Consider the following 23,676-nt stretch of genomic DNA (forward strand, 5'->3'; position numbering starts at 1 on the left):
TGAAAACGGAAACTTGTATAACAACAAGCTCTAACCCGTGTTACTTTTTCGCTAATTTGTATCACAAAATGTAGTTTAGCACACAATATTTCATTCAACAAGAAATATGTTAGATTTGTTCACACCTTTCTGAGTCCATGAATAAAAAAGGAACCGCTCCCGGCGTCATAAATGACCCAAGCCCAGTCCCTTATCGATCTGACATTTTTCCTGCCGCTGAAACACACAACAGACTTACCAGTTCATCCGCGTCCTCAGGCTTGTAATATGAGCTGTATGATGACGCCCGTGCCAAGCATAAATGCCCAAGTTGACGTCCAACCGGACCACGCCCGATTCCGGATGAATGAAGGTGCGTCCCCATTGTTCCTCCCCCAATGAACGGAACAGGAGTCCCCACCGGGCATGCAGCTGATCCAGCAGCGCTAACGATAATGAAATATCCGCCTGGCTGCCGTCGGCAAGCTCCGCCCACCGCGCTTCATCATAAGGCTTGATCGTCGGCTGTTCTTCGGTCAGCGCCAGCTTGAAGCGAACCAGGCTGTTCATATGGCTGTCAGCCAAATGATGAACCACCTGACGGACAGTCCAGCCCTGCGGACGGTAAGGGGTATCCAGCTGCTGCGGGCTCAAGCCATCCACGGCTTTTCTTAGCAGCTCCGGAGCCTCTTCAATCTCCTGAATCCAGCGAAGCCGCTGCTCCCCGGAAATTGCCCCGTTCCATGAAAATTGCCCTATCGGATATTTCAATGTCTCCAAATCGGATGCTGTCATACGAACCTCTCCTTATCAAGTGACTTGCCTTTATATCCCTCATCCCGTACGGACACGGACGGCTTCGATGCTCAATCGCTTCCGCCGCCGCTGTCTCCCCCGCCACCGCTATCGCCGCCGGATGAGCTGTCCGAGGATCCGCTTGAGCTGTTGTCGCTAGAGTGGCTGTCATGATGCCCGCTGTGATGGTGACCGTGCTGGTGATCGTGATGATGCGAATGATGATGATGGTGGTGACGATGGTTCGAGTCCTCATTGTCATAAGTACTGCTGTCCACAAAGCCCGAGGATGCGCCGTTATGATTCTGGTAACCGCTCCGATCGTAACGGCGGCGGCCGCCCTGCCTTGAATTATTCACCGCCCGTGTAATAATCGAAATAACAATGAAAACAAATATGACAAAAATAATGATACCCATTCCCTCACTCCTGACCTGGATTATTCGTCTCTTCAAGAAAAAACCAACTTCTAACCTTATAGACGCAAGCAAGCCGCTAACGGTTTCGCCGGTCATAAGAAAATCCAAATCAGCAGCCGCTGAAAAATGATTGCTGCGAGCCCGGATGCTGCTCCCGGCCGACCGATGTCCCGGGTTCCTTGGATTTATCCTACAAGCGAATTTGACCAACGGTCATCATTTCAATTTGACGCCGGGCGTTTTTTGGAGTATTCATAAAAGTAGACTTATTGTCATTTGAACTAACATCCCTGCCACAGCAAAGGAGAATGAATCGTGAAGCGAATCGTACTTGTGACCAATAAAGAGCAGCTCCAGCAATGCCTCGATATTCGTATGGAGGTATTCGTTAGAGAACAGCAGGTCGACGCCAGCCTGGAGGTTGATGAATTCGATCAAAGCCCGGAGGCCTGCACCCATATGCTGCTGCTGGTAGATGGACAGCCTGCGGCTACGGGCAGAATGCGGCCCTATGAAAATGCAAACTCGACCATGAAGCTCCAACGCATTGCCGTGCTGAAGCCTATGCGGGGAACGGGCGCCGGCAAAGCGATCGTGCTGGGCTTAGAGGAGCAGGCCAAAAAGCTTGGCTTTGCCTACACGCTGCTCGATGCCCAATGTCAGGCGGAGGTGTTCTACCAGAAGCTGGGCTACGTCACCATCTCGCCGGAAACGTTCCTGGATGCAGGAATTCCGCATGTGAGAATGAAGAAGCAGCTTTAAGCAACGGATTCTTCGTATCATTCATCAGTCAAGCCTACCGGAGCTGCTCCGGCCGGCTTTTTCACATGACTTGCTTCCCACGGTGTTGCCAGCTCACTCTCCGGCACTATGCCAACGCTCTCCCAAGCCCTCTGCCAAAAATTAGTCGGCTCCCCGGCGAATGGGCTGCTGCCTACTGCCGTCCCCCTGTACCCGCATCGTTTGCCGCTTGCGGCATTGGTGTCTAGGCGCCTGTTCTTGCTATCCTGCAGGCTCTCCCCTGTCAAAGCCGGTGCATGCTGCGGTATCGGGAAGGACTGACCTTCATCGTCTTGGAGAACATCCGGCTTAAATAAAAGCCGTTCTCGTAGCCGCACTGTTCGGCGATCTGCTCCAGCGTCATATCGGTTTCGAGCAGCAGCGCCTTTGCCTTCTGAATTCTTAATGAGGTTAAATAATCCATTGGCGTCGCGCCGCAGGCCGCGTGAAATTGCCGCGTCAGCTGCACCGGGCTCAAGCCAAGCCGGGCGCTGAGCTCCTTTAAAAGAATCGGCCCGAACGCCTGCTGCCGCAGCCAACGCTCCGCTTCCTGCATCAACGGATCCTGCTCCTGCTGCTCTCTCGTCTGCCTGGCCACCTCCTGCTCCATCCCGTATAACTGCCATAAATCATGCAGGAAATGATTCCACTGTGCCCGTTTCGGCTCACCGGGACGAAGCCGGGCCAGCTGCTCCATATAGAAGTACGTGCTCGACAGCCGGTTATGGTCTAGCCAGCTTAAATGAACGGGCATCATCTTGGAAGAAAAAACCAATTCCGATGTACTCTCCGCCACTGATAGCTCATCAGGCTGCATGTCACCGCCGGAGCCTCTCAGCCCTCGGGCAGCTCCCGCCGACTCCTTCAGCTTCACCTCTGCGGCACTGTCCCCGGCTCCGCGGCTTAGTTCCACCGCTTCCTCCATGGAGCGTTCCCAGCCGATGGTATAAAAATGAAACGTCACCGGTTCGATAACCTCCCGCTCGAACGCCACCCCCGGCGGGCAGAGCACCGCATCGCCGAAGCCTGCCTCGCCTGAAGCCTCGCCGATCCGGTAACGAAAAGAGCCTGCCTGCACGGCAAACAGCACCCAGTCGGCGTACGTGTCCTCTTTCAGCTGAAATGCCTTTTTCCGGTACCAGAATACGTGACTGATAACGGAGGGAATCCAGAACCTCCATGGTTCCATGCTGCATCTCCTTTCCTATGGTTACAGAAAAAACCTCTATTTTCCACGGACACAGCACACTGCATTCGTTATCCCATGGATTCAGAATGCATCGGTGGAAGCCTGCGCAGGGCACCCGCCTTCGACAAATATATTCACGAAATTTTGTATATGTATGATGTTAATTCAATGCATGTGAAAAGTAAAGTTCCGTATATATAATGAAATTACGGATACAAACTTTATAAATGAGGTGAATCCACATGAAAAATGAAACGGTACAAACCGATATAACCGTCATCGGCGGCGGGTTGGCCGGCCTGAATGCGGCGATTGCCGCAGCCAGACTTGGCAGAACGGTTGCCCTCGTTCAGAACCGGCCTGTGCTTGGCGGAAACTCCAGCAGTGAGGTCCGCGTCTGGGTATGCGGCGCCACCGCGCATGGCACGAACCGCTATGCCAGAGAAACCGGTATTATGGGCGAGCTGTTCGTCGACAACCAATACCGCAATCCGGAGGGCAATCCGTATTTCTGGGATTTGACCCTGCTTGAGGCCGTACGTGCGGAAAGCAACATTCAACTGTTTCTGAACACGGATGTGCATGAGGTCGAGGCGGCAGGCAATGCGGAATGACCGCAAAATCATTTCGGTCACAGGCTGGATGATGGGCTCGGAGCGGAGAATCCGTTTTGAAAGCGCTATGTTTCTGGATTGCACGGGCGACGGTCTGGTCGGCTTCCTGGCCGGGGCCAAATACCGCATCGGACGCGAGGCGCGTCATGAATATAATGAAGACTGGGCGCCCGAGGCAGCCGATGACATTACGCTCGGCAGCACCCTCCTGTTCTATACGAGGGATGCCGGCCATCCGGTCAAGTACGTCGCCCCGAGCTTTGCCAAGGACATCACTCAAACGACGATTCCAATGAAGCGCGTTATTCGCAGCGGCGATTCCGGCTGTCATTATTGGTGGATCGAATGGGGCGGCGAGCTGGACACCGTTCATGCGAATGAGCAAATCCGCGATGAGCTGTGGTCCGTCATCTACGGCATTTGGGACTATATCAAAAATTCCGGTCAGTTCCAGGCCGATAACATGACGCTGGAATGGGTCGGCGCCCTGCCCGGCAAAAGGGAGTTCCGCCGCTTCATCGGGGATTACGTGCTGAACCAGAACGATATTATGGCCCAGCGGGCCTTCGAGGACCCGCGTCGCCTTCGGCGGCTGGTCGATCGACCTTCATCCGCCTCAAGGGATGTATTCGACCGAGAGCGGCTCGAAGCATCTGCATGCGGATGGCATCTACCATATTCCGTTCCGCTCCCTGTACTCGGTCAACGTCTCGAACCTGCTGTTTGCGGGGCGCAACATCAGCGCCTCGCACGTAGCCTTCGGCACGACGCGCGTCATGGCCACCTGCGCGGTCATCGGCGAGGCCGCGGGTACCGGCGCGGCCCTGGCGGTTCAGCACGGCGTGACGCCGCGCGACGTGTACCGCCGGCACCTGGCGCAGCTGCAGCAGACGATGCTGCGCCAGGATGCCTCCATCATCGGGCTGCGCAGCACCGATGAGCGGGATCTTGCACGCCGTGCGTCCGTCACGGCGTCGAGCGAGCTGCGGCGGCTCTCGGTCGAGCAGGCCGCCGAGCCGTTTGCGCTGGCCCAGGACGCGGGCCTGCTCGTGCCGGTGGCGCCGGGGCTGGAGCTGCTGGAGCTGCTGCTCGATGCGTCGGCGCCGGCGACGCTCGAGGTCGAGCTGTGGAGCACCGGCCGCGGAGAGAACTACGTGCCGCACCGGCTCGAGGTCAGCGGCAGTGCGGAGGTTGCGGCAGGCGAGCGGCAGTGGGTGCGCGTGCCGCTCGAGTGGAGGCCCTCTGAGCCGCAGCACGCATTCATCGTCGTGAAGGCGAACGCCAGCCTTACGCTGCACTTGTCACATGAGCCGCAGACCGGCGTGCTCTCTTTTATCAAGGGCCAGAGGCCGGTCGTCTCCAAGGATCTGGAGGATCACCAGCCCGATCAGCCGGTCGTTCAGTGGAGCATGAAGAAGCTGGTGCGCAGGCCGTTCTGCTTCCGGCTTTATCCCGAAACTTCCGCTTTCACCGCCGACAAGGCTATTGACGGCTATCTCCGGCCCTACGAGCAGCCGCACCTGTGGATATCGGAGGCGCTGAAACCCGGTGAGACCGCAGCCCTGGAGCTGAAATGGGAGCAGGCCGAGACCTTCCGCGAGGTTCAGCTCGTCTTTAACGACGATGTGAACGAGGACTTGATTAACCTGCACCATCACAGCACACCGTTCGCGGTTATTCCAGAGCTGGTGCGTGATTACCGGTTGGAAGCTCGGCTCGACGGAAGGTGGACAGTAATTCACGAAGAGAAATCCAACCGTAAGCGCAAGCGCGTGCATACCTTCGCGGCGTCTGTAACAGCCGATCGTCTTCGTCTGGTCGTGGAAGCGACGAACGGCAGTCCCTGCGCCGAAGTCATTGAAATCCGCGTCTATGAATGAGCGGCTTGGCAGGTTTTCCCGCCTGAACTTTAGCTTTGCGCACAATCTCCGATGGACCGCGTAAAATAAAACGCCCGGGCCCCCTTCTTGTTCAAGAGCGGGGCCACGGGCGTTTTTATGGAATTTATCTTCCTGCTAGGTAAATGGGTGAACGAAGCTAGGATTCCTTAGGATGGGAGGCAAAGGGGAATCCGCCTTCTTTGAACAAGCCCTCCAGCTTGTCCAGCTCCTCGATCCCCTCCGCTTCCGTTTCTTCCGTTTCTTCGATCCCCAGCACCTCGGCCATCGTCGGCAGGGCCGGAATGGCTCCCCTGCGCGTCGTTGTAATGGCACCGACCTGATTGGCGAACGAGAACATTTCCTTCACCTTCGCGTCGTCGGAAAAAGCGGACTCAATGCCATCGGCTTCAATGCCCTGCTCTGCAAGCTGGAACAGCATGGCCCCGACAAAGCTGTCGCCCGCTCCGGTCGTATCCACCGCTTTAACCCGTACGCCCGGCACAAGCGTCATCGCATTACGCGTCACGACGCAGCACCCTTCTTCGCCCCGGGTAACGACCACAGCCTTAGCGCCAAGTTCCAGCAGTTGCTGAACGCTTTCCGCCGGGTCCAATCCGGTCAGAAAGGCCGCTTCCTCTTCGCTCACCTTCACGATGTCGGCCAGCCCGATATGCGCCAGCACCTCCTGGCGCATCGTCTCTTCATCCGGCCACAGCGCGGGGCGCAGGTTCGGATCGTAGGAGATCACTCCGCCGGAGGCTTTGACCCGGCGGGCCGCCTCCAGCGTAGCCGTGCGGCACGGCTCGCTGATCAGCGATACCGAGCCGAAGTGATAGACGGCGGCATCGCGCAGCCAGGCGTCGTCTACTTCCGACGCTTCCAGCAGCATATCCGCGGAGGGTCCGCGGTAGAACAAGAAGTCCCGCTCCCCGTCCTCGCGCAGCGATACAAAGGCAAGGCCCGTCCTCGCCGCGTCCGTTTCGACGAGCGCCGTATCCACTCCCGCGGCTTCCAGCGTACCGCGCAAAAAGCGGCCGAACGCATCGCGCCCGATCTTCCCGATAAAACGGGAAGATCCTCCGAGCTTCGCTACCGCAGCAGCTACATTGGCCGGCGCGCCGCCCGCCGCCCGCTGAAAAGCAGGGACCTCTTCAAGTGCCTGACCGTTCTGCTCCGGCACAAAATCAATCAATAGTTCCCCCAAGCATACAATTGTCCCCGCCATCTTACTTCTCCACGCTCCCTATGTGATTCAGATGAATTAACTCCAGCACCCAGCGGCACCAATCCAAATCGGATTGCGCGTTTGCGACTGCCCGTTTCAATAAAATATAACTGCCGAAGCAGGGGTGTTCGATATGTCCTTCCGTAACCGCCGTCTCCGTCTCGCTGCCCAACTCTTCGATCATCCGCCGGTACTTTTCCAGTTTGCCGCGATACATCTGGATGCTGGCCCTCGAACAGCCGGCGAGCCTGATCGGACCCGATCAGCCCGATGCAGTAGGTTTTTAACAGCATCTCATCCCGCTTGACCGGTTCCCCGGTCGGCTCGGGCACCCATTCGCGCAGGGCATCCAGCCCTTCGCCGGTAATCGAGTATACTTTTTTATCAGGCTTGTCCTTCTGTGCAACAGGCACATAATGTACAAATCCTCGCTTCTCCATCGAGGCCAGCAGGGGATAAATCTGACTATGCTTGGCCTGCCAGATCGGTTGAATTTGCTGCATTAATTCGTAGCCTGAACGCGGACCGCGCGTTAACAAGGCGAGCAAACCGTAGGAAAGAGTATTCATTCACGCCTCCATTCACGTCTTTTCCAGATGATTGACATATGAATTGAACCGTAGTACGATGTTCACAAGCTATTATATGTAAATTTGTACATATAAGCTAGTCCCGCAGGTTGGATTAAACCCGTTTGGCACATCCTAGAGGATGCGTCTATTCAGACCTTCTCTATTTCTTATAAGGGAGACAGACATCATGCCTTATTTGCGTTTCAAAGGTTTTCCCCGAGATTTTCTGCATTCCATCGCCCCCAGGGTCGTGGAGGAATTCGCAGCGATTGTACAAATTCCGAAAGAAAAGGTGAAGATCGAGCTGCTGCTGACCGAAGCGATCACCCAGGTTCCGCTCAGCGTCGAGATTCTTATGTTTCCAAGAAAGCAGGAAATTCACGACGCCGTAGCAGCTATGCTCAACCGGATGCTGCTGGAGGCCGATTATCCGAACGCTCATCTCTTCTTCATTATACTGAGTCCGTCGCTCTACTACAAAAATGGGGAGCCTCTGACTGCAGGACAGCCTTACCCGCCGGAGTAACCCGGCTTTTCACAGAATGACCTGATTGTAATTGTATCTTAAAACCCGCTTCCCGCCAAATAACATTTGACCAAAAAATCTGACATCGGTCAGTTTTTGTGCGCAGCCGGCCCCTTCCGTTTGAATGCGTCATGAATTACCCGGCCGGGGGCCATCGATGCACCGGACGGATGAACGCCCGTAAGCCCGAGGACACCCTACAAGGTGTCCTCTTTTTCGTTCCCGGCCCTAAGCTTCAGCTCGTGACGCAGCTGCTGAAGCTCTCTTTTTACCTCCGTCAGCTCTCCTGTCAGCCGGGATGTATTAATCGCATACCGGATCACGAAGACGGCGATGCCTGCAATAATAACCCACGACACCAGCAGCGTGAATATGCCTATCGGATTCCATGCACCCATGTGTATCTCTCCTTCCTCAGCCTATTGTACTGACGCGCATTCTATCCAGTTTGTTCCAGTTTAAAGCAAAAAAAAGACCCCGCTATAGGGAGGCCACTGAAAAAGTCATCGCTATGAGTACGGAACATTCCTACGATCGCTGTTGTCTCTGTATTTCTTTGATTATATGCCGCTTGCAGCGGTTGAAATCCAGGGACAAAGGCGAACATTTTCGCTTCTACAGAACGATTCCGCATACTCCGCAAGTTTTTTCATGGCTTCCTTATAGGGGGGGCCGCTAACAAGCGCCGGTTCACACCGGGCTATTTCGGAAACTGAATCTTTACTTTAAACTGATCGCCGTCGATTTCGATCGTCAGCCGGCCGCCCTGCAGCTCGACAATATTTTTCGCGATAGCCAGACCCAGACCGGAGCCTTCGGTATGGCGCGACTGATCACCCCGCTTAAAACGCTCGAACAGCTCCTCCACCTCAAAATCGATTTCGTAAGCCGACACGTTCTGCATCCGGATTTCGATATGCTCCGGCTGCTCCGTCATGGTGATGTATACCCTGGTATTCGGCAGCGAATACTTCACGGCATTGCTGATGAGGTTCTCGAAGACACGCCAGGTCTTCATGCCGTCCAGCCGGGCATACAAATGCGAAGCGCTCGCATTGACCCGGAAGGTCAGCTTGGCCTCCTCGACCTTCTCGCTGCATTCAGCCAGTGCCTGATGCATGAGCGCCGCAACATCCACTTTCTCATAGTTCAGCTCGACAGCCCCGCTGGCCATTTTGGACGCTTCGAACAAGTCGTCGATCAGCACCTTCAGCCTGTCGGTTTTGCGGTCCAGCACCTCAATATACTGATGCGCTTCCTCGGGCGACGTCCCTTCCCGCTTCAATAGATGAACATAGTTAATAATCGAAGTCAGCGGCGTCTTCAAATCGTGCGATACGTTCGTAATCAGCTCCGACTTCATCCGCTCGCTTTTCATCCGGCCCTCCAACGCCTGCTGAAAGCTGTCCCGCATATGGTTCAGATGATGGGCCAGCACCGACAGCTGTCCGCTGCTCTTGGCCGGTATCCGGGTCTCAAAATTTCCAGCGGCCAGTTGCTCGGTCCCTTCATGATCCGATTCAGAGCAACGATAAATTGCAGCAGGAACGGAACGACCACAAGCATATAGATCACCGCGTAAAGCAGCGTCACCACAACGAATTCATTGGGCTGACCCGAATCCTCCAGCATGAGGCCAAGCAGCAGCCCCAGCACAACCGTGAGCGCCAGTAGGCACAATAGCTTGAACAGCAGGCTCTTATGCTGCCAGCTTTCACGGCCCATCCGGATCAGCGTAGAGCAGAAGCCCTGTTCCCATTCCGTACGAAGCACCTCCCGGTGCCGGGCCTGGAGCAATCGGAACGCTCCTCCCAGCTGTACCAGCACCAAGCCAAGGGCTGCCGCGCTCAGCGTCAGCTGCACGGCCTGATCTGCCCGTACCGGCATATAAAACAGACTGTCCGATAACCCGTTCAGCAGCGGAAGGAAAACGGCGAAAAAGCAAATTGCAGCGCGGATGTCCACAGGAACCTTTCGTTTCACCCAGACGCGGGCTTCCGGATACAAATCAAATCCCCCGTCGCGTCTCCTTAGGACTGCATAAAGGCCAATACCGGCAGCCAGACAGACCGCGCCCAGGACGACCTCCTTCCACAGCCGTTCGCGAATACTGAGAAAGTAGGTGTAGTCCGCTTGAAACCGGCTGATCCCCTTCGCATCGCTTGGAATGACCAGCACCCCCTCCAGCTGGCTGCGTCCGAACGACTGGCTGACGAATTGCAGCGCGCGGAACTTCGCTGAAGCAGCCGGAAGCTCGATTTGAGCCAGCGCATTGCGGTAAGCATCCGTTTGCTGCAGTGCTTCCTCATTTGCCGGAACCGGGCTTACATTCGTATACACCTCGCCTGTTTTGGCATTCCGCACATAGTACAGAATGCTGCTCCTGCGGATATCCAGGCTGCGCTGCAGCTCTCTATATTCCTCATCCTTAACGGCCGCCAGCTTTTGCAGCGACGCTTCAAAGGACTCCTCATTCTGCTTGCGCGCTTGAGCCATACTCTTATCCCGCTCCTCCGTCCATCGGGCGAGGGCGTTCGTATCGGCCGCACGTACGGCCGCATCGATTTTATCGGCATAGCTTTGGTTTAGGCTGCTTTCCTTCTCCTTCCAGCTTTGCTCGGATTTGCTCTTCAGCTCGTTATACCGCTGCGAACCGATCTTCTCCTGCGGCGTTTTTTCCATATAAGGCTTGTCGTCTATGTAATAGGATAAGAACAGCTTGCTGAACAGCTCGATCTCATTGACGAAGGCGGAGCTGCGGAAATATTCGTCCCGGTTAAAATACTTTTTATGCTGAAATATATCGGCCGCCGCATAAAGCGCCACTGTCCATAGATACAGCATGATTACGGTGAGAATAAGGGCCGATCTTTTATTTCTCAATCTTATATCCAATCCCCCACACCACCTTCAAATATTTCGGCTCCTTCGGATTAATTTCGATCTTCTCGCGGATACGCCGTACATGGACGGCAACCGTGTTCTCGGAGTTGAAAGCCGTATCGCCCCATACCTTCTCATAAATCTCATCGATCGAGAACACTCTTCCCTTATGCTCCATCAGCAGCTCCAAAATTTTGTACTCTGTGGGCGTCGCCTTGACCGGCTCTCCATCCACCGTTACGGTCTTCGCCTTTTTGTCGAGCACAAGCCCGCGCACCCGAATCTCTTCCTTATTCGCCGCATAATGACCCAGATTCGTGTAACGCCGCAGCTGCGATTTCACTCTCGCAATCAGCTCCAGCGGATTGAACGGCTTGGTCATATAATCGTCGGCGCCAACATTCAGACCGAGGATTTTGTCGGTGTCTTCCGTCTTCGCAGACAGCATCAGAATCGGGATGTTGTTGCTTTCCCTAAGCTTGAACGTCGTTTGAATCCCGTCGAGCTGCGGCATCATGACATCCAGGATCATCAGATGCACGTCCTTCTCCTCTACCGTCTTCAAAGCCTCCACACCGTTTTCCGCCTTCAAGACGGAAATCTCTTCACTCTTCAAATAAATTTCGATAGCCTCCCGGATATCGGGATCGTCATCAACAACGAGTATATTGTACTTGGACAAGCCTTTGCTCCCCTCTGGGTATACCTGACTGCAGCCAGCCCCCTTTTTTCTCTGTTTTCGCTGCAGCCCCCTTATTGTACCAGCCTTTTTTTACAAACAAGCTTTATAAATCCTTACAAATTTCTTAAGAAAAGAAACTGCCCGGCTTTGTAGACGTTTCCCGGAGACCGGATGTTGCTCTCTGCCGCCGCCCGCTATGCATGCCCCGAAATATTTCATGTCGTTAAAAGCACACTTCGTCCACAATGAGCACCTGCGCCACTTTTCCTAAATCAAGCGCAAAAACCCCCTTCACCCCGGCAAAACGGAGAAAAGGAGGTTTGGTTTACATGTTTACGGCCAACAAGCCGCGCTATAACGAGGCACTTAAACGCCCAAAACCTTGTTTACGGACTCGACCACCCGGTCCTTCTGAAACGGCTTGACCACAAAGTCCTTGGCACCCGCCGAAATGGCATCGATGACCATGGCTTTCTGCCCCATGGCGGAGCACATAATAATTTTAGCCGCGGGATCGTGCTTTCTAATCTCTTTCACCGCGCCTACACCGTCCAGCTCGGGCATTGTAATATCCATTGTGACGATATCCGGCTTGGCCGATATGTACGCTTGAATAGCCTCCCGTCCGTTCGACGCCTCAGCCACCACTTCATGTCCTTCTTCAACCAGCATCGCCTTCAGCATCGTCCGCATAAAAGCCGCGTCGTCCACCACCATAATTCTTGCCATCCCGTTCTCCCCCAATACGACCTTGCATCTTCTGCATAGGCCCATTATCGCAAACCGGCTTCAGAAAAATACAAGGTAAACGCTAATCGCGGATTAAGATTTCTGACACTTCCCTAACAATCTCGACAAAAAAAGGACAGCCCGTAACGATAGTGGCCACTGAAAAAGGCATCGCTCCGAGTACGGAACATTCTTCCGATCGCTGTTGTCCCTGGATTTCTTCGATTATATCCCGCTTGTAGCGGTTGAAATCCAAGGACATAGGCGAACGCATTCGCTTCTACAGAACGATTCCGTACTCTCCGCTAGTTTTTCAGTGGCCTGTAACGATACAGGCTATCCTTCTTGACTCAATGATTAAAATGCGTTTCATACGGCTGCTGCGGCTGCGCTTGTCCGCCCATCCCTTGCAGCATCGTATTCATCGTATGGTCGGCAAGCTGCGGCGCTTGGTAATAACCGCGGTAGTTCATATACTGGAACATTTCCCAGGCCATTTCCTGACAAATATTCGCTGAAGTGGCGTGATACATGCGGAACGGCTGGTTGACACATTCGTTGGCCCAGAGCATGCTGATCGCGGAGCCCGACTTGTGCATGCTTAAGGCGATCGTGCCGATCGATGCATCCGACAGCTGAGTCGCGTTCGGGTTCGGAGGCTGCATCTGAGGCTCACGCAAGCCGACCTGAGGCTGCTCATACATCCGCAGCTCCGGCGTATGCGGAGGCGGGGTTGGTACCTGGATACCGTGCCCTTGAAGCAGCTGAACTCCATAGTCGTAGCCTTCAATCATGCGCCGCTGCTGGTTAAATAAAATATCTTTCAAATGCGGATCCTGCGCCATAGAGAAAAGGACGCCGTACAGCTCAATATGCGCCGCTTTCGTGCGGACGGCCTCCTGGGTTTCCAAAAACTCATGTGCAGCCAAACGTTGCTGTGTATGCATAATAGCCTCCTGATTTTTTCATTTTCATGGATAAAGCACATTTTGAAACAAACAAATATAGAGTATCCAGGACTGCCCATGGTCATGTATGCAGGGAAGCATTTTTTAGTGACAGCGTTTTCTTGAAATGCAATAGAGGTTTGTGACAACTTTATGAAAATTATTTATGTAAATTTAAGCTTCGCTTAAGCTTTCTTGCGGTTTGGAGGAATATAATACATACATACTTCAATGATTAAACAATTGAAAAATAAACTATTTGGAGGGATTCCGATGGAATACGTAAAATCATTTTTTAAAGGCTTCTTCTACAGCTTTATCGCTATTGCCGCACTGCCCATCCTACTCGTACAAAGCTTGATTGATCTATAACATGCACTTATCGTTCTTCCTTCGTCCTTTAGGTAAATCCACTGTTGCTCAGCTTAAATAAGGCAGCCGACCGGAATATTCCGCCGCGCTGCCTTTGTTTTTGTTTCCTTAACTCCCGATTTCGTCGTGACAGTCAGCCGCTAACCGACCTTAACCGCCGTTCCGCTCACGGCCACCATCAGCATGCCTTCCCTGATCACCTCGTAATCGATATCGACGCCGACGATGGCGTTGGCTCCCAATCTCGCGGCATGGTTCTCCATTTCGTGAAACGCGACATCCCGGGCTTCCTTCAGCTTGCTCTCATAAGCCCCTGAGCGGCCTCCGACGATATCCGTAATTGATGCGAAAATATCCCGTACGATATTCGCCCCCATGATGGCCTCGCCCGTCACGATAGATACATATTCCGTAATTTCCTTGCCTTGAATAGTCGGTGTTGTACTCAGAATCATGGTTATGTCCTCCTTTTCGATTGAAGAATAATTAAAATTGCTCTGCTTCTCCTGCTGCCTTATCCGCCGCTGCTTATCTGTGTTTAGCATGTGAATAAGGTCTTGCTTTCATACCTATGTTTACCCGCTTCTGAAGGATGACCCTTCCTTTTTTAAAAATGCGCTGCGGAAATCATCTCAAAAAAATAACCCCGGTCATCAGAATCGGCTTCTGACGATCGGGGCTCCGTTAGCTAAAGGCAGAACGTGCAAGTGTGACGATCTGCGTCTTTATAAGGCTAATGTTTCACCTTATGAAAGAAAAAATCGAAGAGCTCTGCTGATTAACCCGGGAAGCACGGATACATGTCCTTCCCCTTCGAATTCCTTGTACTCGGCGCGTATTCCGCGGTCTGATAAACTGGACAGGCGCTCTGCCATTTCGAAGGCGCTTTCGGTCATCCGTCTTTCATGGCCCTGCTCCAGCTGGCCTGCCGCCAGCAGGATACCGAGCTGCCGGATCTCCAGCTGCATCCGGGCAGTGAACTGCCGTTCCTCTTCAAGAAGGGCCCGCTTGTTCCAATGAATCGACGGACTGCCGGCAATGTACGTGCTGAAAGCCTCCGGCTTGGAGAACAGCGCATGCAGCACGAAAAGTCCGCCAAGCGAATGGCCCATAATGGCCTGCCTGCTTGTATCGATGCTGCATCTGCTCTCGATCACCGGCTTCAGCTCTTTCTCAATGAAGGATAAGAAAGCCTCCGCTCCGCCCTGCACCGGCCACTCGATTCCGTCCGGATGCACCGGAAGCTCCGAGGCCGGTACAGGAAGCGTGAAATCGTAAAACCGGTCGGGGACGAACGGCATATCCGCAGGATAGCCGATCCCGACAACAACGGCGGGGGAAACGCCGGTCTTCTCCGGACGCCGTCCTTGCACCCGTACCGCCTCCACGGCAGTCGCGAATACGGCGTTCGCATCCAGCAAATAAAATACCGGAAATCCGGCGGCAGGCGGCTCTGATAACGGAACGTATACGAAGATTCGGTAGGCCCGGCCGGATTTGGAATGTATATCGAATTGCTTGGCTCCGGGAATGCCGAACGGCTGCCATTCCTTCTTCGAGCCCGCAAATAAAGTCTGTTCTAGCTCAGGCGTCACTGTACGGATCCTCCTCTTTTGATAGATTCCAGGCTTGCTTCTTGAAAATCATGATCAATAAAAGATTATAACGAATCCGCTGTGTGACAGCCATGGACGATATCCGGAACTCCTTTTCACTATTTCCATAAGAAGCCGTCGTTCCCGATAAGATAAACCGAAGGCCCTTCCTCGCATGCGGGAGGAAGGGCCGGCGCTCGCGGGTGATGACTGAATCAGCCGCCTCTCTACAGAAGAGGGAGCGACTCCGAAGAAGATGCGGCGGCATCCGCTCCGCACAGAAGCCTCAGAAGGTCGTCTATCATCCGGCCGCTGGCATGGGCAGAATATTCCCGCCAAGGGTCGGAAGTAATCGGATAGACCCGATTGCTGCGAACCGCCCTCAAATCCAGCCACTGCGGGGAGGTCTCCAGCGACTGCCAATACCGCAGCGTCTCTTCTTCCTGGCATACGTTAAGCAGGATCCGGTCAGCATCCAGCTCGGCCAGCCGCTCTACCGGTACAGCCATATTGTACTGGTCCGGGTTCAGTCCTTGCGGCGGAGGAAGCTCCAGATCGGCATAGAGCACATCTCTCATGCCCCGAACCGGGCTGATCCGGCACTGCTGCTTGTGAATGCTGACCGCAAGCACCGTCTCCCCGCCAAGCAGCCGGTGAAGCTGCTCCTTGGCTTGGCTCACCTTCCTATCGTAGCCGGCAAGCCAGTCATGGGCTTCCTGTACTGCGTCCAGCTGCTGTGCCATCAAAAGCAGATGATCCCGCCAGGTCTGGTCATTCCAGGGAAGGACGATCACCGGAGCGATCTGCTCAAGCCGCTCCCGCTCCAGCGGATGTAAGCTGTCGTCGCGGCTGATGACGATATCGGGACTCGCTTGCGCAAGCGCATGGATATTCGCTTCCCAATCCTGGTTCGCCCGATAGGCGCTCAGGTGAAGAATAATATCGGCCTTGTACAATTTATAGTAATAAGCCGTCCATTTCGGATGCAGCGGCGCTGCATACGGGATCATCTTGAGCGCCAATAATTGCCCCAGCACATGCGGGGAATAAGCGGCAATCCGCCTTTTGCGGTTTTTCATATACGCCGTGGGAGACATGCCGACCTCCTTCTTGAATTTGCGGCTGAAATAAAATTCATCATTATATCCTACTTGATGAGCGATATCGCGCAGGCGGGCTCCGGAATGAACCATCAGCTGCTTGGCCCGGTTCACCCGCACTTCTGTCAAATAATCGATTGCGCTTTTGCCGTACGTCTTTTTAAACAAATCGACATAATATTTCGGACTGATCTGGGCGATACGGGCCAGCTGCTCGATCGTCAGATTGTCGTAGTAATAATTCTCGATAAAAGTCCGCGAGGTTTCGAGCCCCGACCGCGAGTTCATCTCCGGCTCCAGACGGATATTTTTAATCAGCTCGTACATCAGCTCATGAAAAGCCGATTGCCCGCGAAAGCGCTCCAGCCCGCTCTCATGACGCCAGCAGCCGTACATCAAGTCACATAAAAAAACCATCTGGCTCTCGGGATAGACCGGAATCTCCCCTTGATGAGGCGGCTTTATTTCCCCCGCCCCGTCTCTGAACAGATCGAAGGAAACCACATACAGCTCCAGCTCTGCGCCCGATTCCGTCAAGACTCCCATGGTCTGTCCGGGAAGGGCGATATGTACGGCCTCTTTCCTTAACCGATATTCCTGCAGATCTATTGTCAGGCAGCCGGTACCTTGTTTTACGAGAAACAGAACATGCGAATTCGTCATCTGCTGCTCCATATTACTGTTGTATAGCCACTCTACGCTGCGAAGCTTAAACCACAGATGATCCAAACAACCAGGCGTTTGCAACTCCGTATCCGATGGTGTAGTATGCATAATGCCCTCCTATATATGATAATGATTCTCATTATCATATATAAATTTATCATAGAAGCCCCGTTTCGGCAAGCTTCCACGGCGGCCAAGAATTGAATAAAGCTGCAGGCGCGCCTTTTGCCTCCGGGCATTCCTCATTTTTCCAACTGGAGATTGTCCATTATAAATTTCGGATATCGTACATGGTTCGCTCTGTAACGATCATCTATAATGAGCGATGAAAATCATTATCAATAGACGAAAAGGAGCAGCACTAAACATGAGAACATCCCGTTTTCTTCCACTGTTGAGCATACTGGTAGTATTAGCTCTGACCGCCTGCGGCGCCAAAGCACCCGCCGCCGGAGGAACGGCTGCCGGGAATACTGCGCCGGGGAGCGCAGCTGAAGCTTCAAAGCAGACGCCTCCGGCCAATGCGGAGCCCAAGTCGATCACTTATTTGAACAAAACTTACACCGTGAAGGCGCCGACCGATAAAATCGCTATCGCAGGCGCGATGGAAGCCATGGAGGATGCGCTGGTTCTGGGCGTTCAGCCTATCGGCGCCATTACTACAGGCGGAAAATTCCCCGAGCTGTTCAAGCCGGTCACCGGCTCCTCCCAATCCATCGGTGAAAAAATGCAGCCGAATATGGAAGCGATCCTGAAGCTGAAGCCGGATGTCATTCTCGGCTCGACCAAGTTTCCTGCGGAAGTATCGGACAAGCTGGCGAAGCTAGCCCCGATGATTCCCGTTTCCCATATTGCGACGAACTGGGAAGATAATCTGCGGCTGATGGGCGAGCTGACCGGCAAGCAGGCGCAGGCCGACCAGATTTTGAAGCAGTATAAAGAAGATGTCAGTGCCGCGAAAACGAAGATCGGCGAGAAATGGAAAGGCAAGAAGATTGTCACCGTCCGCATCCGCACCGGTTCGCTCTCTATCTACCCGGCTGACGTTTTCTTCAATCCGACGATTTACAGCGAGCTTGGATTCCCTGTCCCCGACGAGATCAAAGCCGCCAAATCGCAGCAAACCATATCGCTGGAGCAGTTCAGCGCCATGAATCCCGACGCCGTCTTCCTGCAGTTCTCTGAGGATGAGAATAAGGACCATTTGAAGACGCTGGAAGAGCTGCAAAAAAATCCGATCTGGCAGAGCACGAATGCGGCAAAAAATAACAAGGTGTTCGTCAATGTCGTCGATCCGCTGGCGCAAGGCGGAACCTCTTGGAGTAAAATCAACTTTCTCAAGGCGGCTGTAGACAAGCTGGGGAACTGAAAGGAGCCTTTCCATCCATGATGCAACGGAACAACTTCACACCGCTTTTATTGGGAATTGCCCCCGTTGCGCTCTTCTGCTCTTTGCCGTCTCCATCCGATACGGAGCCAAGCCGATTGCCCCCTCAACGGTATGGGACGCCCTCCTGCATTTCGATGCAGGGAACGCCGATCATCAGATCATCCGGCATTCCAGGCTTCCCCGCGCGCTGGGCTCGTTCATGATCGGAGCTTTTCTCGCCGTCTCCGGAGCGTTGATGCAGGGAATGACGCGCAACTATCTGGCATCGCCGTCCATCATGGGGGTGACTGACGGGCCGCGTTCGCCATCACCCTCGGGATGATTTTTCTTCCCGGCGCTTCCTCGCTGGAGATGATCCTGTATTCCTTGGTCGGCTCCTTGTTCGGCGTGCTGCTTGTATTCGGAGCGGCCGCTCTGCTGCCGGGAGGCATGTCCCCCGTCCGAATGGCTATTCTCGGCACGATTATCGGGCACCTTTATGAGCAGCGCTTCCGCAGCGTTTGCAGCTTATTTTCAAGTGTCGCAAAATGTCAGCTTCTGGTACAGCTCCAGGCTTCACCAGCTCGAGCCGGCGCTCATTCAGCTGGCTCTGCCGTTCGCCGTCATCGGCCTTGGCATCGCCCTGCTCGTCTCCCGCCAGATCACCATTCTGTCGCTGGGAGATGAAGTATCGCAGGGCCTTGGCATGCGGGGCTGGCTTGTCAAAGCGGCAGCCATGGGCGCTGTCGTGCTGCTGACCGGCATTTCCGTCGCATTGGCGGGTAAAATCGCCTTCGTGGGGCTGATCGTTCCCCACATCGCCCGCTTCTTTGTCGGCGTCGATTACCGGAGGATCATTCCCTGCGCCGGATGGCTCGGCGGCCTGTTCCTTATGCTGTGCGACATTCTGGCGCGGTTCCTTAACTATCCGTTCGAGCTGCCCGTCGGCGTCGTCACTTCGCTGTTCGGCGTGCCCGTGTTCCTCTACCTGATCCGAAAGAAAGGCGGTGGCAAGCATGCCTGAACGCTCGTCCAAAGCAGTGCGGCGCGTGCTGCTCGCAGGCTTCGCCCTCCTTCTGGTGTCCGTCTACATCTATTTGACGAAGGGAGAATTCGAGCTCTCCGTCCGGGACGTCGTGCAGACGCTGCTCCGCATCCACCCGCAACCCGATAACGACTTGATCGTGTTCGAGTTCCGCCTGCCCAGGCTGGTCATCGCCGCTTTAGTCGGCTTCGGCCTTGCCATAGCGGGGGCGGCCGTACAGGGCGTCACCCGCAACGGGCTGGCGGATCCCGGGATTCTGGGCATCCATGCCGGAGCCGGCGCGGCCATCGTGCTGTATATGTATGCCTTCCAGGGACAAGTCATCCGCACGGGCTGGACGGCGATTATGATGATGCCGCTCTTCGGTCTGGCCGGAGGCGCTGCCGCTGCCGCTCTGCTTTTCGCGTTTGCCTGGCAGAACGGGCGGCTTGACGCCCAGCGGATGATCTTGACGGGCATTGCGATCAGCTCGGGCTTCGGCGCCTTCACCCTGTTTCTTTCTTTGCGGATGAATGCCAAAGATTTTGAAATGGCGGCGGTCTGGCTTACCGGCAGCATCTGGAATGCGAACTGGATCTATATCCTCTCGATGCTGCCCTGGTTTATCCTGCTTACGCCCTTGCTTCTGCGGAGGACGCGGACGCTGGACTTGTTCCAGCTGGACGAAAGTATGGTACGTAGCCTCGGCCTGGGGTACGGGCGCGAGCTCGTCATTTTGCTGCTGTGCAGCATCGGACTGGTCAGCGCATGCGTTTCCGTATCCGGCAGCATCAGCTTCGTCGGCCTGCTGGCTCCGCATATCACCAGGAGGCTGGTCGGGCCCCGGCACAGGCACTTGATGCCTGTCTGCGGCTTGATCGGCGTGCTGCTGGTCGTCATCTCCGACCTGATTGCCAAGAGTGTATTTGCCCCCGCCGAGCTGCCGGTAGGCATTGTCATTTCGCTTGTTGGCGTGCCTTACTTCCTGCTGCTGCTGTATAAATCAAGGTCGGTCGGCTCTTAAGCCCGGCCTTGATCCGGCGGTCATTCTTTGGCCGTTACGAAGACTGCCGCCCTGATCATATTAGCTTTTCCATGCGTCACCCTATATTTTTTTGAAGATTCATTGAGAATGATTTTCATTATCTGGGAGGATTTTATACGTGAACAGATTGGCTGCTCTTCTACTAAGTATGATCATGACCTTAATGCTGCTGGCCCCTGCCGCCGGCTGGGTCGAATCGGAAGCCGCTCCTGCAGCGCCTGATGCAGCGAAGCAGTTCGAAGCTTTACGCCAGAAAGGCATCCTGGACGGCGTCGAGGACGGTTCTGCCGGCTTGCACCGTCAGATGACCCGCGCCGAGCTGAGCGCTGTCCTGGTCCGCTTGCTTAAACTCAAGCCGCGCAGCAGTGCGCCATCCTACGAGGACACAGGCTCCCACTGGGCGCATGAGCAAGGCTACATCGAAGCCGTGACGGCATCGAAGCTCATGGAGGGCGTCGCCAGCCGCCAGTTTGACCCGGATGGCAAGGTAACGCTGGAGCAATTGGCGGCTACCCTCGTTCGCGCGCTCGGCCTGCCTGCCGAGACAGACCCTCAATTGACCGGCAAAGTATCCGGCTGGGCCGCAGGCTTCGTAGCTACCGCGCGTAACGCCAAGCTGCTGAGCGAGCACCCGGACTATACGCAAGCCGCGACGCGAGACATTTTGACGATGGCGCTGACGGCTGCCGATGCACGCTTGGCTGTCCCGGCCCTATCGGCCGGACCGGCTGGCGATTGATGAATTCAAGGCGGCCGGAGCACGCAAGCTGCAGGTCACCCTGAACCAGCCCGTAGAGGCGGACAAAGTAACCTTTGAAGTAAAACAGGGCGATACGGTGCTGGACAGCCAGCCGTCCTTCCAGGAGATGCGCAATGTCGCCGATCTCGTATTCGCCTCGCCGCTCAAGGAAGGCGAGTACACCGTAACGGTGCAAAGCTCCGATGCAGCCGCCGCTTCGCTGACGGCCCGTACCGTTGTAGAGAAAGAACGGCTGGAGCGTATTGAATTTGCCGCCGCTTCCGACATGCTGCCAAGAAGCAAACAGGTTTACTTGGAATTTAATGCCATGAATCAATATGGCGAGAAAGGAACCTGGAGCGCCTCACAGTTTGATATTCAAACAGGCCGTATCCCGTTTGCCAACGTAAGCGGCAAGCAGGCGATCAAGCTGAACCTGGAGGAAGAAGATCAAGATGCGGCCGTTTCCCTCTCCATCCGTCATTCCGAGTCAGGACTTTCCGCTCAAAAAACGTTTACGGTCGGCGACCTTCCGATGGTTTCCAAAATAGAGATCGGCGAGCTGCTGTTCTCCGGTACGATCAAAAAGCTGGTTTCGGGAGGCACCGCTTATCTGAAAGTCAAAGCTTTGGACCAATATGGTTATCCGGTTATGGCTATTGATGCGAAGAACCCGGACGGCAAAGAGTACGGCCTGAACAGCTCCAGCGGCGTACGCGCGTTGGTGAAGGACAGCTCCGTGCTGACACTCGAGGATCAGCCTTGGTTCGATTACGATAATGACGATTTCCCGGAATTGAAACTTATCGGCGGTACCGAAGCCGATCAGGTGCGGGAATCGGAGATCACACTATATGCTTTCGGCTCCAGCCAATCGGTGACCCAATCGATTCCTTTGACCGTAATTAAAGCTCCCTTCTCCGTGCAGTTCGGCGGCTTCACCAAGACCGTCGCTGTCGGCGACAAGGATGTGGTGCTGCCTCTGATCGTCAAGGACGACCAGGGAGCCGTGCTGTCCTCGAACGAGGTAGCTGACGGCATCGACCAATTGAACGTGCACAGCACGCTCGGCGGCGCCGCCGATGTCCGGCTCGAAGCGCAGGGCGCAAACCGCGGTCTGCTGGTCATCACGGGTCTAAAGGAGCGTAGCGGTACCGTGACCGTGGACATTTCAGGCACAACTAAGAAAGCTTCACTGTCTCTAAACATCCAAGAAGAGCGCTATCCGGCGAAGCTGACGGTCAAGACCGTTATCCCTTCCTATTTTATCCGGGATGCGGAGAACGACTACGTCATTTTGATCAAAGACCAGTACGGAGAGCTGATCCGTAATGCGAGCAATGAGTACATTTCCGTTCTCGCAGACGCAGCGGACGCCACCAAGGTTCGCTCGGATGCCGAGTACAAAATTCACGCCCAGTTCAAAAACATCGGACCCGCCGACGGAAACGGCGCCCTTTACCCGACCTTGGGCCCGATCAAAACAGCCATGGATTACCTGGGCACAGGGCGCAGTGCTTCCTCGGACACCCGGGAGGAATTAACGGTAGACGAGAACTTCAACCAAGCTGCCGCAGGAAACCTGAATGGCTTTAGCATCGGCAATATGTATAACGCCAAAATGACGTTCAAGGGCGATGCCGCCAAAACAGGCACGTACCAGATCGCCTTATCGCTCGTGAAAGTAACGAATAACAACGGGAAAACCGAAGTGGAGGAGCTTGATAAGCTCACCAAAAATATTGAAATCATCGATGGAACCGATTCCGGCATCACATACCAGGTCGTTCTGGATACCGCCGTCAACAATACTCTCTATGCGGCTGTAGATGCCTATCGGGACGGAGAAGTGGCCGATGCGACCGTTACGGCGAGCGCCTACGGATTAGTGAAAGACCGCATCAAACTGGCCAAGGAAGTTATCCTTTCAGCGAAAAAATCCGGACAGGATGTCAGGGTTCCGCTCTCTTGGCTGCATGGTTCGGCAGGTACGATCACGTCTTCCAATCCATCGGTTGCCAGCGCCGTATACACCAATACCGGAACGGCGGCAGCTCCCATCTACAAATATTTTGTAATCGGAGATGAGGAAGGCGCTTCGACCTTAACGTTCATTTACCGGACCGCCAAAGGCGTCGGCACTTCCAAGATCGATATGAAAACAAAGGGCGACCGTCCTGAAATTGTGAGAACCTCGGGCGGCAAGCCTTACGCTGCCATCGAATACAACAAAATTTCGGGCAAAAAAATGTGGGACTATGCTCTGATGGGTGAGGTTTCACTGGCCGACCAGTATGGGGGCGCCTATAAGAATGATGTTATGGCTGCGCATGTGAACGTTCTTGGCCTGATCTTCTATGTTACGGACATCGTTCATACGACGCCGGCCGGCGACGATACGATCTCGGTAGATCCCGCCACCGCTGCCTTGACCTACACGGGCGACGGAGATATTGCCAGCTTCACGCTGGTCATCGAAGCGCCGAACGGGAAAAAGGTACAAACCGTGGTTAATGTGAAGTAAATTGTAAAAAGCGTACTTTCCT

20 protein-coding genes and 2 pseudogenes are annotated in these 23,676 nt (G+C 54.6%); 8 read left to right on the forward strand and 14 right to left on the reverse strand.

The window, feature by feature from the left end; all coding sequences use genetic code 11:
• Nucleotides 1–234: 234 nt before the first annotated feature.
• The gene (locus ACHHV8_RS29985; protein ID WP_395163663.1) at nucleotides 235–759 is read right to left on the reverse strand and encodes a YfiT family bacillithiol transferase; all 525 of its coding nucleotides are present in this window, start codon (nucleotides 757–759) and stop codon (nucleotides 235–237) included.
• A gap of 86 nt (nucleotides 760–845) precedes the next feature.
• A complete protein-coding gene (locus tag ACHHV8_RS29990) occupies nucleotides 846–1,193 on the reverse strand; it encodes a hypothetical protein (protein ID WP_395162930.1) in 348 nt (115 codons plus the stop codon).
• Nucleotides 1,194–1,505: 312 nt separating this feature from the next.
• On the opposite strand from ACHHV8_RS29990, the gene ACHHV8_RS29995 reads away from it, so the two are divergent.
• Nucleotides 1,506–1,955 carry a GNAT family N-acetyltransferase gene (locus tag ACHHV8_RS29995; protein WP_395163664.1) on the forward strand — a complete coding sequence of 150 codons (450 nt, stop codon included), beginning with the start codon at nucleotides 1,506–1,508 and terminating at the stop codon, nucleotides 1,953–1,955.
• Nucleotides 1,956–2,217: 262 nt separating this feature from the next.
• Here ACHHV8_RS29995 and ACHHV8_RS30000 read toward each other — a convergent pair whose 3' ends face one another.
• Nucleotides 2,218–3,162 (reverse strand): helix-turn-helix domain-containing protein, encoded by a 945-nt coding sequence (locus tag ACHHV8_RS30000; protein ID WP_395162931.1) that lies wholly within the window; start codon nucleotides 3,160–3,162, stop codon nucleotides 2,218–2,220.
• Between the two features lie 242 nt (nucleotides 3,163–3,404).
• Between ACHHV8_RS30000 and ACHHV8_RS30005 the strand changes: the two are divergent.
• A pseudogene (locus ACHHV8_RS30005) lies at nucleotides 3,405–5,656 on the forward strand (FAD-dependent oxidoreductase).
• A gap of 157 nt (nucleotides 5,657–5,813) precedes the next feature.
• Here ACHHV8_RS30005 and ACHHV8_RS30010 read toward each other — a convergent pair.
• A complete protein-coding gene (locus ACHHV8_RS30010) occupies nucleotides 5,814–6,881 on the reverse strand; it encodes a PfkB family carbohydrate kinase (protein ID WP_395162932.1) in 1,068 nt (355 codons plus the stop codon).
• On the reverse strand, nucleotides 6,845–7,450 hold the full coding sequence (locus ACHHV8_RS36840; protein ID WP_483874892.1) for a PadR family transcriptional regulator: 606 nt from the start codon (nucleotides 7,448–7,450) through the stop codon (nucleotides 6,845–6,847). Before ACHHV8_RS36840 ends, ACHHV8_RS30010 begins: the two co-directional genes overlap by 37 nt.
• A gap of 190 nt (nucleotides 7,451–7,640) precedes the next feature.
• Here ACHHV8_RS36840 and ACHHV8_RS30025 point away from each other — a divergent pair, with 190 nt between their 5' ends.
• Nucleotides 7,641–7,979, forward strand: coding sequence for a DUF1904 family protein (locus ACHHV8_RS30025; RefSeq protein ID WP_395162933.1), 339 nt, complete (start codon nucleotides 7,641–7,643; stop codon nucleotides 7,977–7,979).
• A gap of 197 nt (nucleotides 7,980–8,176) precedes the next feature.
• Here ACHHV8_RS30025 and ACHHV8_RS30030 read toward each other — a convergent pair whose 3' ends face one another.
• The 9 genes from ACHHV8_RS30030 to ACHHV8_RS30070 form a co-directional block, all read right to left on the reverse strand.
• A complete protein-coding gene (locus tag ACHHV8_RS30030) occupies nucleotides 8,177–8,377 on the reverse strand; it encodes a hypothetical protein (protein WP_395162934.1) in 201 nt (66 codons plus the stop codon).
• Between the two features lie 302 nt (nucleotides 8,378–8,679).
• Nucleotides 8,680–9,516, reverse strand: coding sequence for a HAMP domain-containing sensor histidine kinase (locus ACHHV8_RS30035; protein ID WP_395163666.1), 837 nt, complete (start codon nucleotides 9,514–9,516; stop codon nucleotides 8,680–8,682).
• On the reverse strand, nucleotides 9,399–10,874 hold the full coding sequence (locus ACHHV8_RS30040; protein WP_395162935.1) for a hypothetical protein: 1,476 nt from the start codon (nucleotides 10,872–10,874) through the stop codon (nucleotides 9,399–9,401). Before ACHHV8_RS30040 ends, ACHHV8_RS30035 begins: the two co-directional genes overlap by 118 nt.
• The gene (locus ACHHV8_RS30045; protein WP_395162936.1) at nucleotides 10,852–11,544 is read right to left on the reverse strand and encodes a response regulator transcription factor; all 693 of its coding nucleotides are present in this window, start codon (nucleotides 11,542–11,544) and stop codon (nucleotides 10,852–10,854) included. The genes ACHHV8_RS30040 and ACHHV8_RS30045 overlap by 23 nt, the downstream gene beginning before the upstream one ends.
• A 366-nt stretch (nucleotides 11,545–11,910) precedes the next feature.
• The gene (locus ACHHV8_RS30050) at nucleotides 11,911–12,273 is read right to left on the reverse strand and encodes a response regulator (RefSeq protein ID WP_395162937.1); all 363 of its coding nucleotides are present in this window, start codon (nucleotides 12,271–12,273) and stop codon (nucleotides 11,911–11,913) included.
• A gap of 350 nt (nucleotides 12,274–12,623) precedes the next feature.
• A complete protein-coding gene (locus ACHHV8_RS30055) occupies nucleotides 12,624–13,220 on the reverse strand; it encodes a spore coat protein (protein ID WP_395162938.1) in 597 nt (198 codons plus the stop codon).
• A gap of 512 nt (nucleotides 13,221–13,732) precedes the next feature.
• A complete protein-coding gene (locus tag ACHHV8_RS30060) occupies nucleotides 13,733–14,047 on the reverse strand; it encodes a heavy metal-binding domain-containing protein (protein WP_395162939.1) in 315 nt (104 codons plus the stop codon).
• A 291-nt stretch (nucleotides 14,048–14,338) separates the two neighbouring features.
• Nucleotides 14,339–15,187, reverse strand: coding sequence for an alpha/beta hydrolase (locus tag ACHHV8_RS30065; RefSeq protein ID WP_395162940.1), 849 nt, complete (start codon nucleotides 15,185–15,187; stop codon nucleotides 14,339–14,341).
• A gap of 227 nt (nucleotides 15,188–15,414) precedes the next feature.
• Nucleotides 15,415–17,061, reverse strand: a complete 1,647-nt coding sequence (locus ACHHV8_RS30070) for a helix-turn-helix domain-containing protein (protein ID WP_395162941.1) — start codon at nucleotides 17,059–17,061, stop codon at nucleotides 15,415–15,417.
• Nucleotides 17,062–17,320: 259 nt separating this feature from the next.
• On the opposite strand from ACHHV8_RS30070, the gene ACHHV8_RS30075 reads away from it, so the two are divergent.
• The 5 genes and pseudogenes from ACHHV8_RS30075 (at nucleotide 17,321) to ACHHV8_RS30095 (ending at nucleotide 23,654) form a co-directional block, all read left to right on the forward strand.
• Complete coding sequence (locus ACHHV8_RS30075; RefSeq protein WP_395162942.1) at nucleotides 17,321–18,322, forward strand: ABC transporter substrate-binding protein; 1,002 nt, start codon at nucleotides 17,321–17,323, stop codon at nucleotides 18,320–18,322.
• A gap of 20 nt (nucleotides 18,323–18,342) precedes the next feature.
• Nucleotides 18,343–19,346: pseudogene (locus ACHHV8_RS30080) on the forward strand (FecCD family ABC transporter permease).
• Nucleotides 19,339–20,370 carry a FecCD family ABC transporter permease gene (locus tag ACHHV8_RS30085; protein WP_395162943.1) on the forward strand — a complete coding sequence of 344 codons (1,032 nt, stop codon included), beginning with the start codon at nucleotides 19,339–19,341 and terminating at the stop codon, nucleotides 20,368–20,370. The pseudogene ACHHV8_RS30080 and the gene ACHHV8_RS30085 overlap by 8 nt, the downstream one beginning before the upstream one ends.
• 139 nt (nucleotides 20,371–20,509) lie before the next feature.
• The gene (locus ACHHV8_RS30090) at nucleotides 20,510–21,130 is read left to right on the forward strand and encodes an S-layer homology domain-containing protein (RefSeq protein WP_395162944.1); all 621 of its coding nucleotides are present in this window, start codon (nucleotides 20,510–20,512) and stop codon (nucleotides 21,128–21,130) included.
• On the forward strand, nucleotides 21,081–23,654 hold the full coding sequence (locus ACHHV8_RS30095; protein ID WP_395162945.1) for a hypothetical protein: 2,574 nt from the start codon (nucleotides 21,081–21,083) through the stop codon (nucleotides 23,652–23,654). The genes ACHHV8_RS30090 and ACHHV8_RS30095 overlap by 50 nt, the downstream gene beginning before the upstream one ends.
• Nucleotides 23,655–23,676: the final 22 nt, after the last annotated feature.

Origin of the sequence: Paenibacillus sp. TAB_01 (genome assembly GCF_043945595.1) — a bacterium.
In the GTDB taxonomy this organism is placed as follows: domain Bacteria; phylum Bacillota; class Bacilli; order Paenibacillales; family NBRC-103111; genus Paenibacillus_S.

Excerpts from the sequence above, each read along its gene's own strand:
- ACHHV8_RS36840 (WP_483874892.1), bottom strand. The coding sequence starts at position 7,450 with ATGAATACTCTTTCCTACGGTTTGCTCGCCTTGTTAACGCGCGGTCCG.
- ACHHV8_RS30075 (WP_395162942.1), top strand. The coding sequence starts at position 17,321 with ATGAGAACATCCCGTTTTCTTCCACTGTTGAGCATACTGGTAGTATTA.
- ACHHV8_RS30030 (WP_395162934.1), bottom strand. The coding sequence starts at position 8,377 with ATGGGTGCATGGAATCCGATAGGCATATTCACGCTGCTGGTGTCGTGG.
- ACHHV8_RS30070 (WP_395162941.1), bottom strand. The coding sequence starts at position 17,061 with ATGCATACTACACCATCGGATACGGAGTTGCAAACGCCTGGTTGTTTG.
- ACHHV8_RS30025 (WP_395162933.1), top strand. The coding sequence starts at position 7,641 with ATGCCTTATTTGCGTTTCAAAGGTTTTCCCCGAGATTTTCTGCATTCC.
- ACHHV8_RS29990 (WP_395162930.1), bottom strand. The coding sequence starts at position 1,193 with ATGGGTATCATTATTTTTGTCATATTTGTTTTCATTGTTATTTCGATT.
- ACHHV8_RS30060 (WP_395162939.1), bottom strand. The coding sequence starts at position 14,047 with ATGATTCTGAGTACAACACCGACTATTCAAGGCAAGGAAATTACGGAA.
- ACHHV8_RS30085 (WP_395162943.1), top strand. The coding sequence starts at position 19,339 with ATGCCTGAACGCTCGTCCAAAGCAGTGCGGCGCGTGCTGCTCGCAGGC.
- ACHHV8_RS30010 (WP_395162932.1), bottom strand. The coding sequence starts at position 6,881 with ATGGCGGGGACAATTGTATGCTTGGGGGAACTATTGATTGATTTTGTG.
- ACHHV8_RS30095 (WP_395162945.1), top strand. The coding sequence starts at position 21,081 with ATGCACGCTTGGCTGTCCCGGCCCTATCGGCCGGACCGGCTGGCGATT.
- ACHHV8_RS30055 (WP_395162938.1), bottom strand. The coding sequence starts at position 13,220 with ATGCATACACAGCAACGTTTGGCTGCACATGAGTTTTTGGAAACCCAG.
- ACHHV8_RS30050 (WP_395162937.1), bottom strand. The coding sequence starts at position 12,273 with ATGGCAAGAATTATGGTGGTGGACGACGCGGCTTTTATGCGGACGATG.
- ACHHV8_RS30000 (WP_395162931.1), bottom strand. The coding sequence starts at position 3,162 with ATGGAACCATGGAGGTTCTGGATTCCCTCCGTTATCAGTCACGTATTC.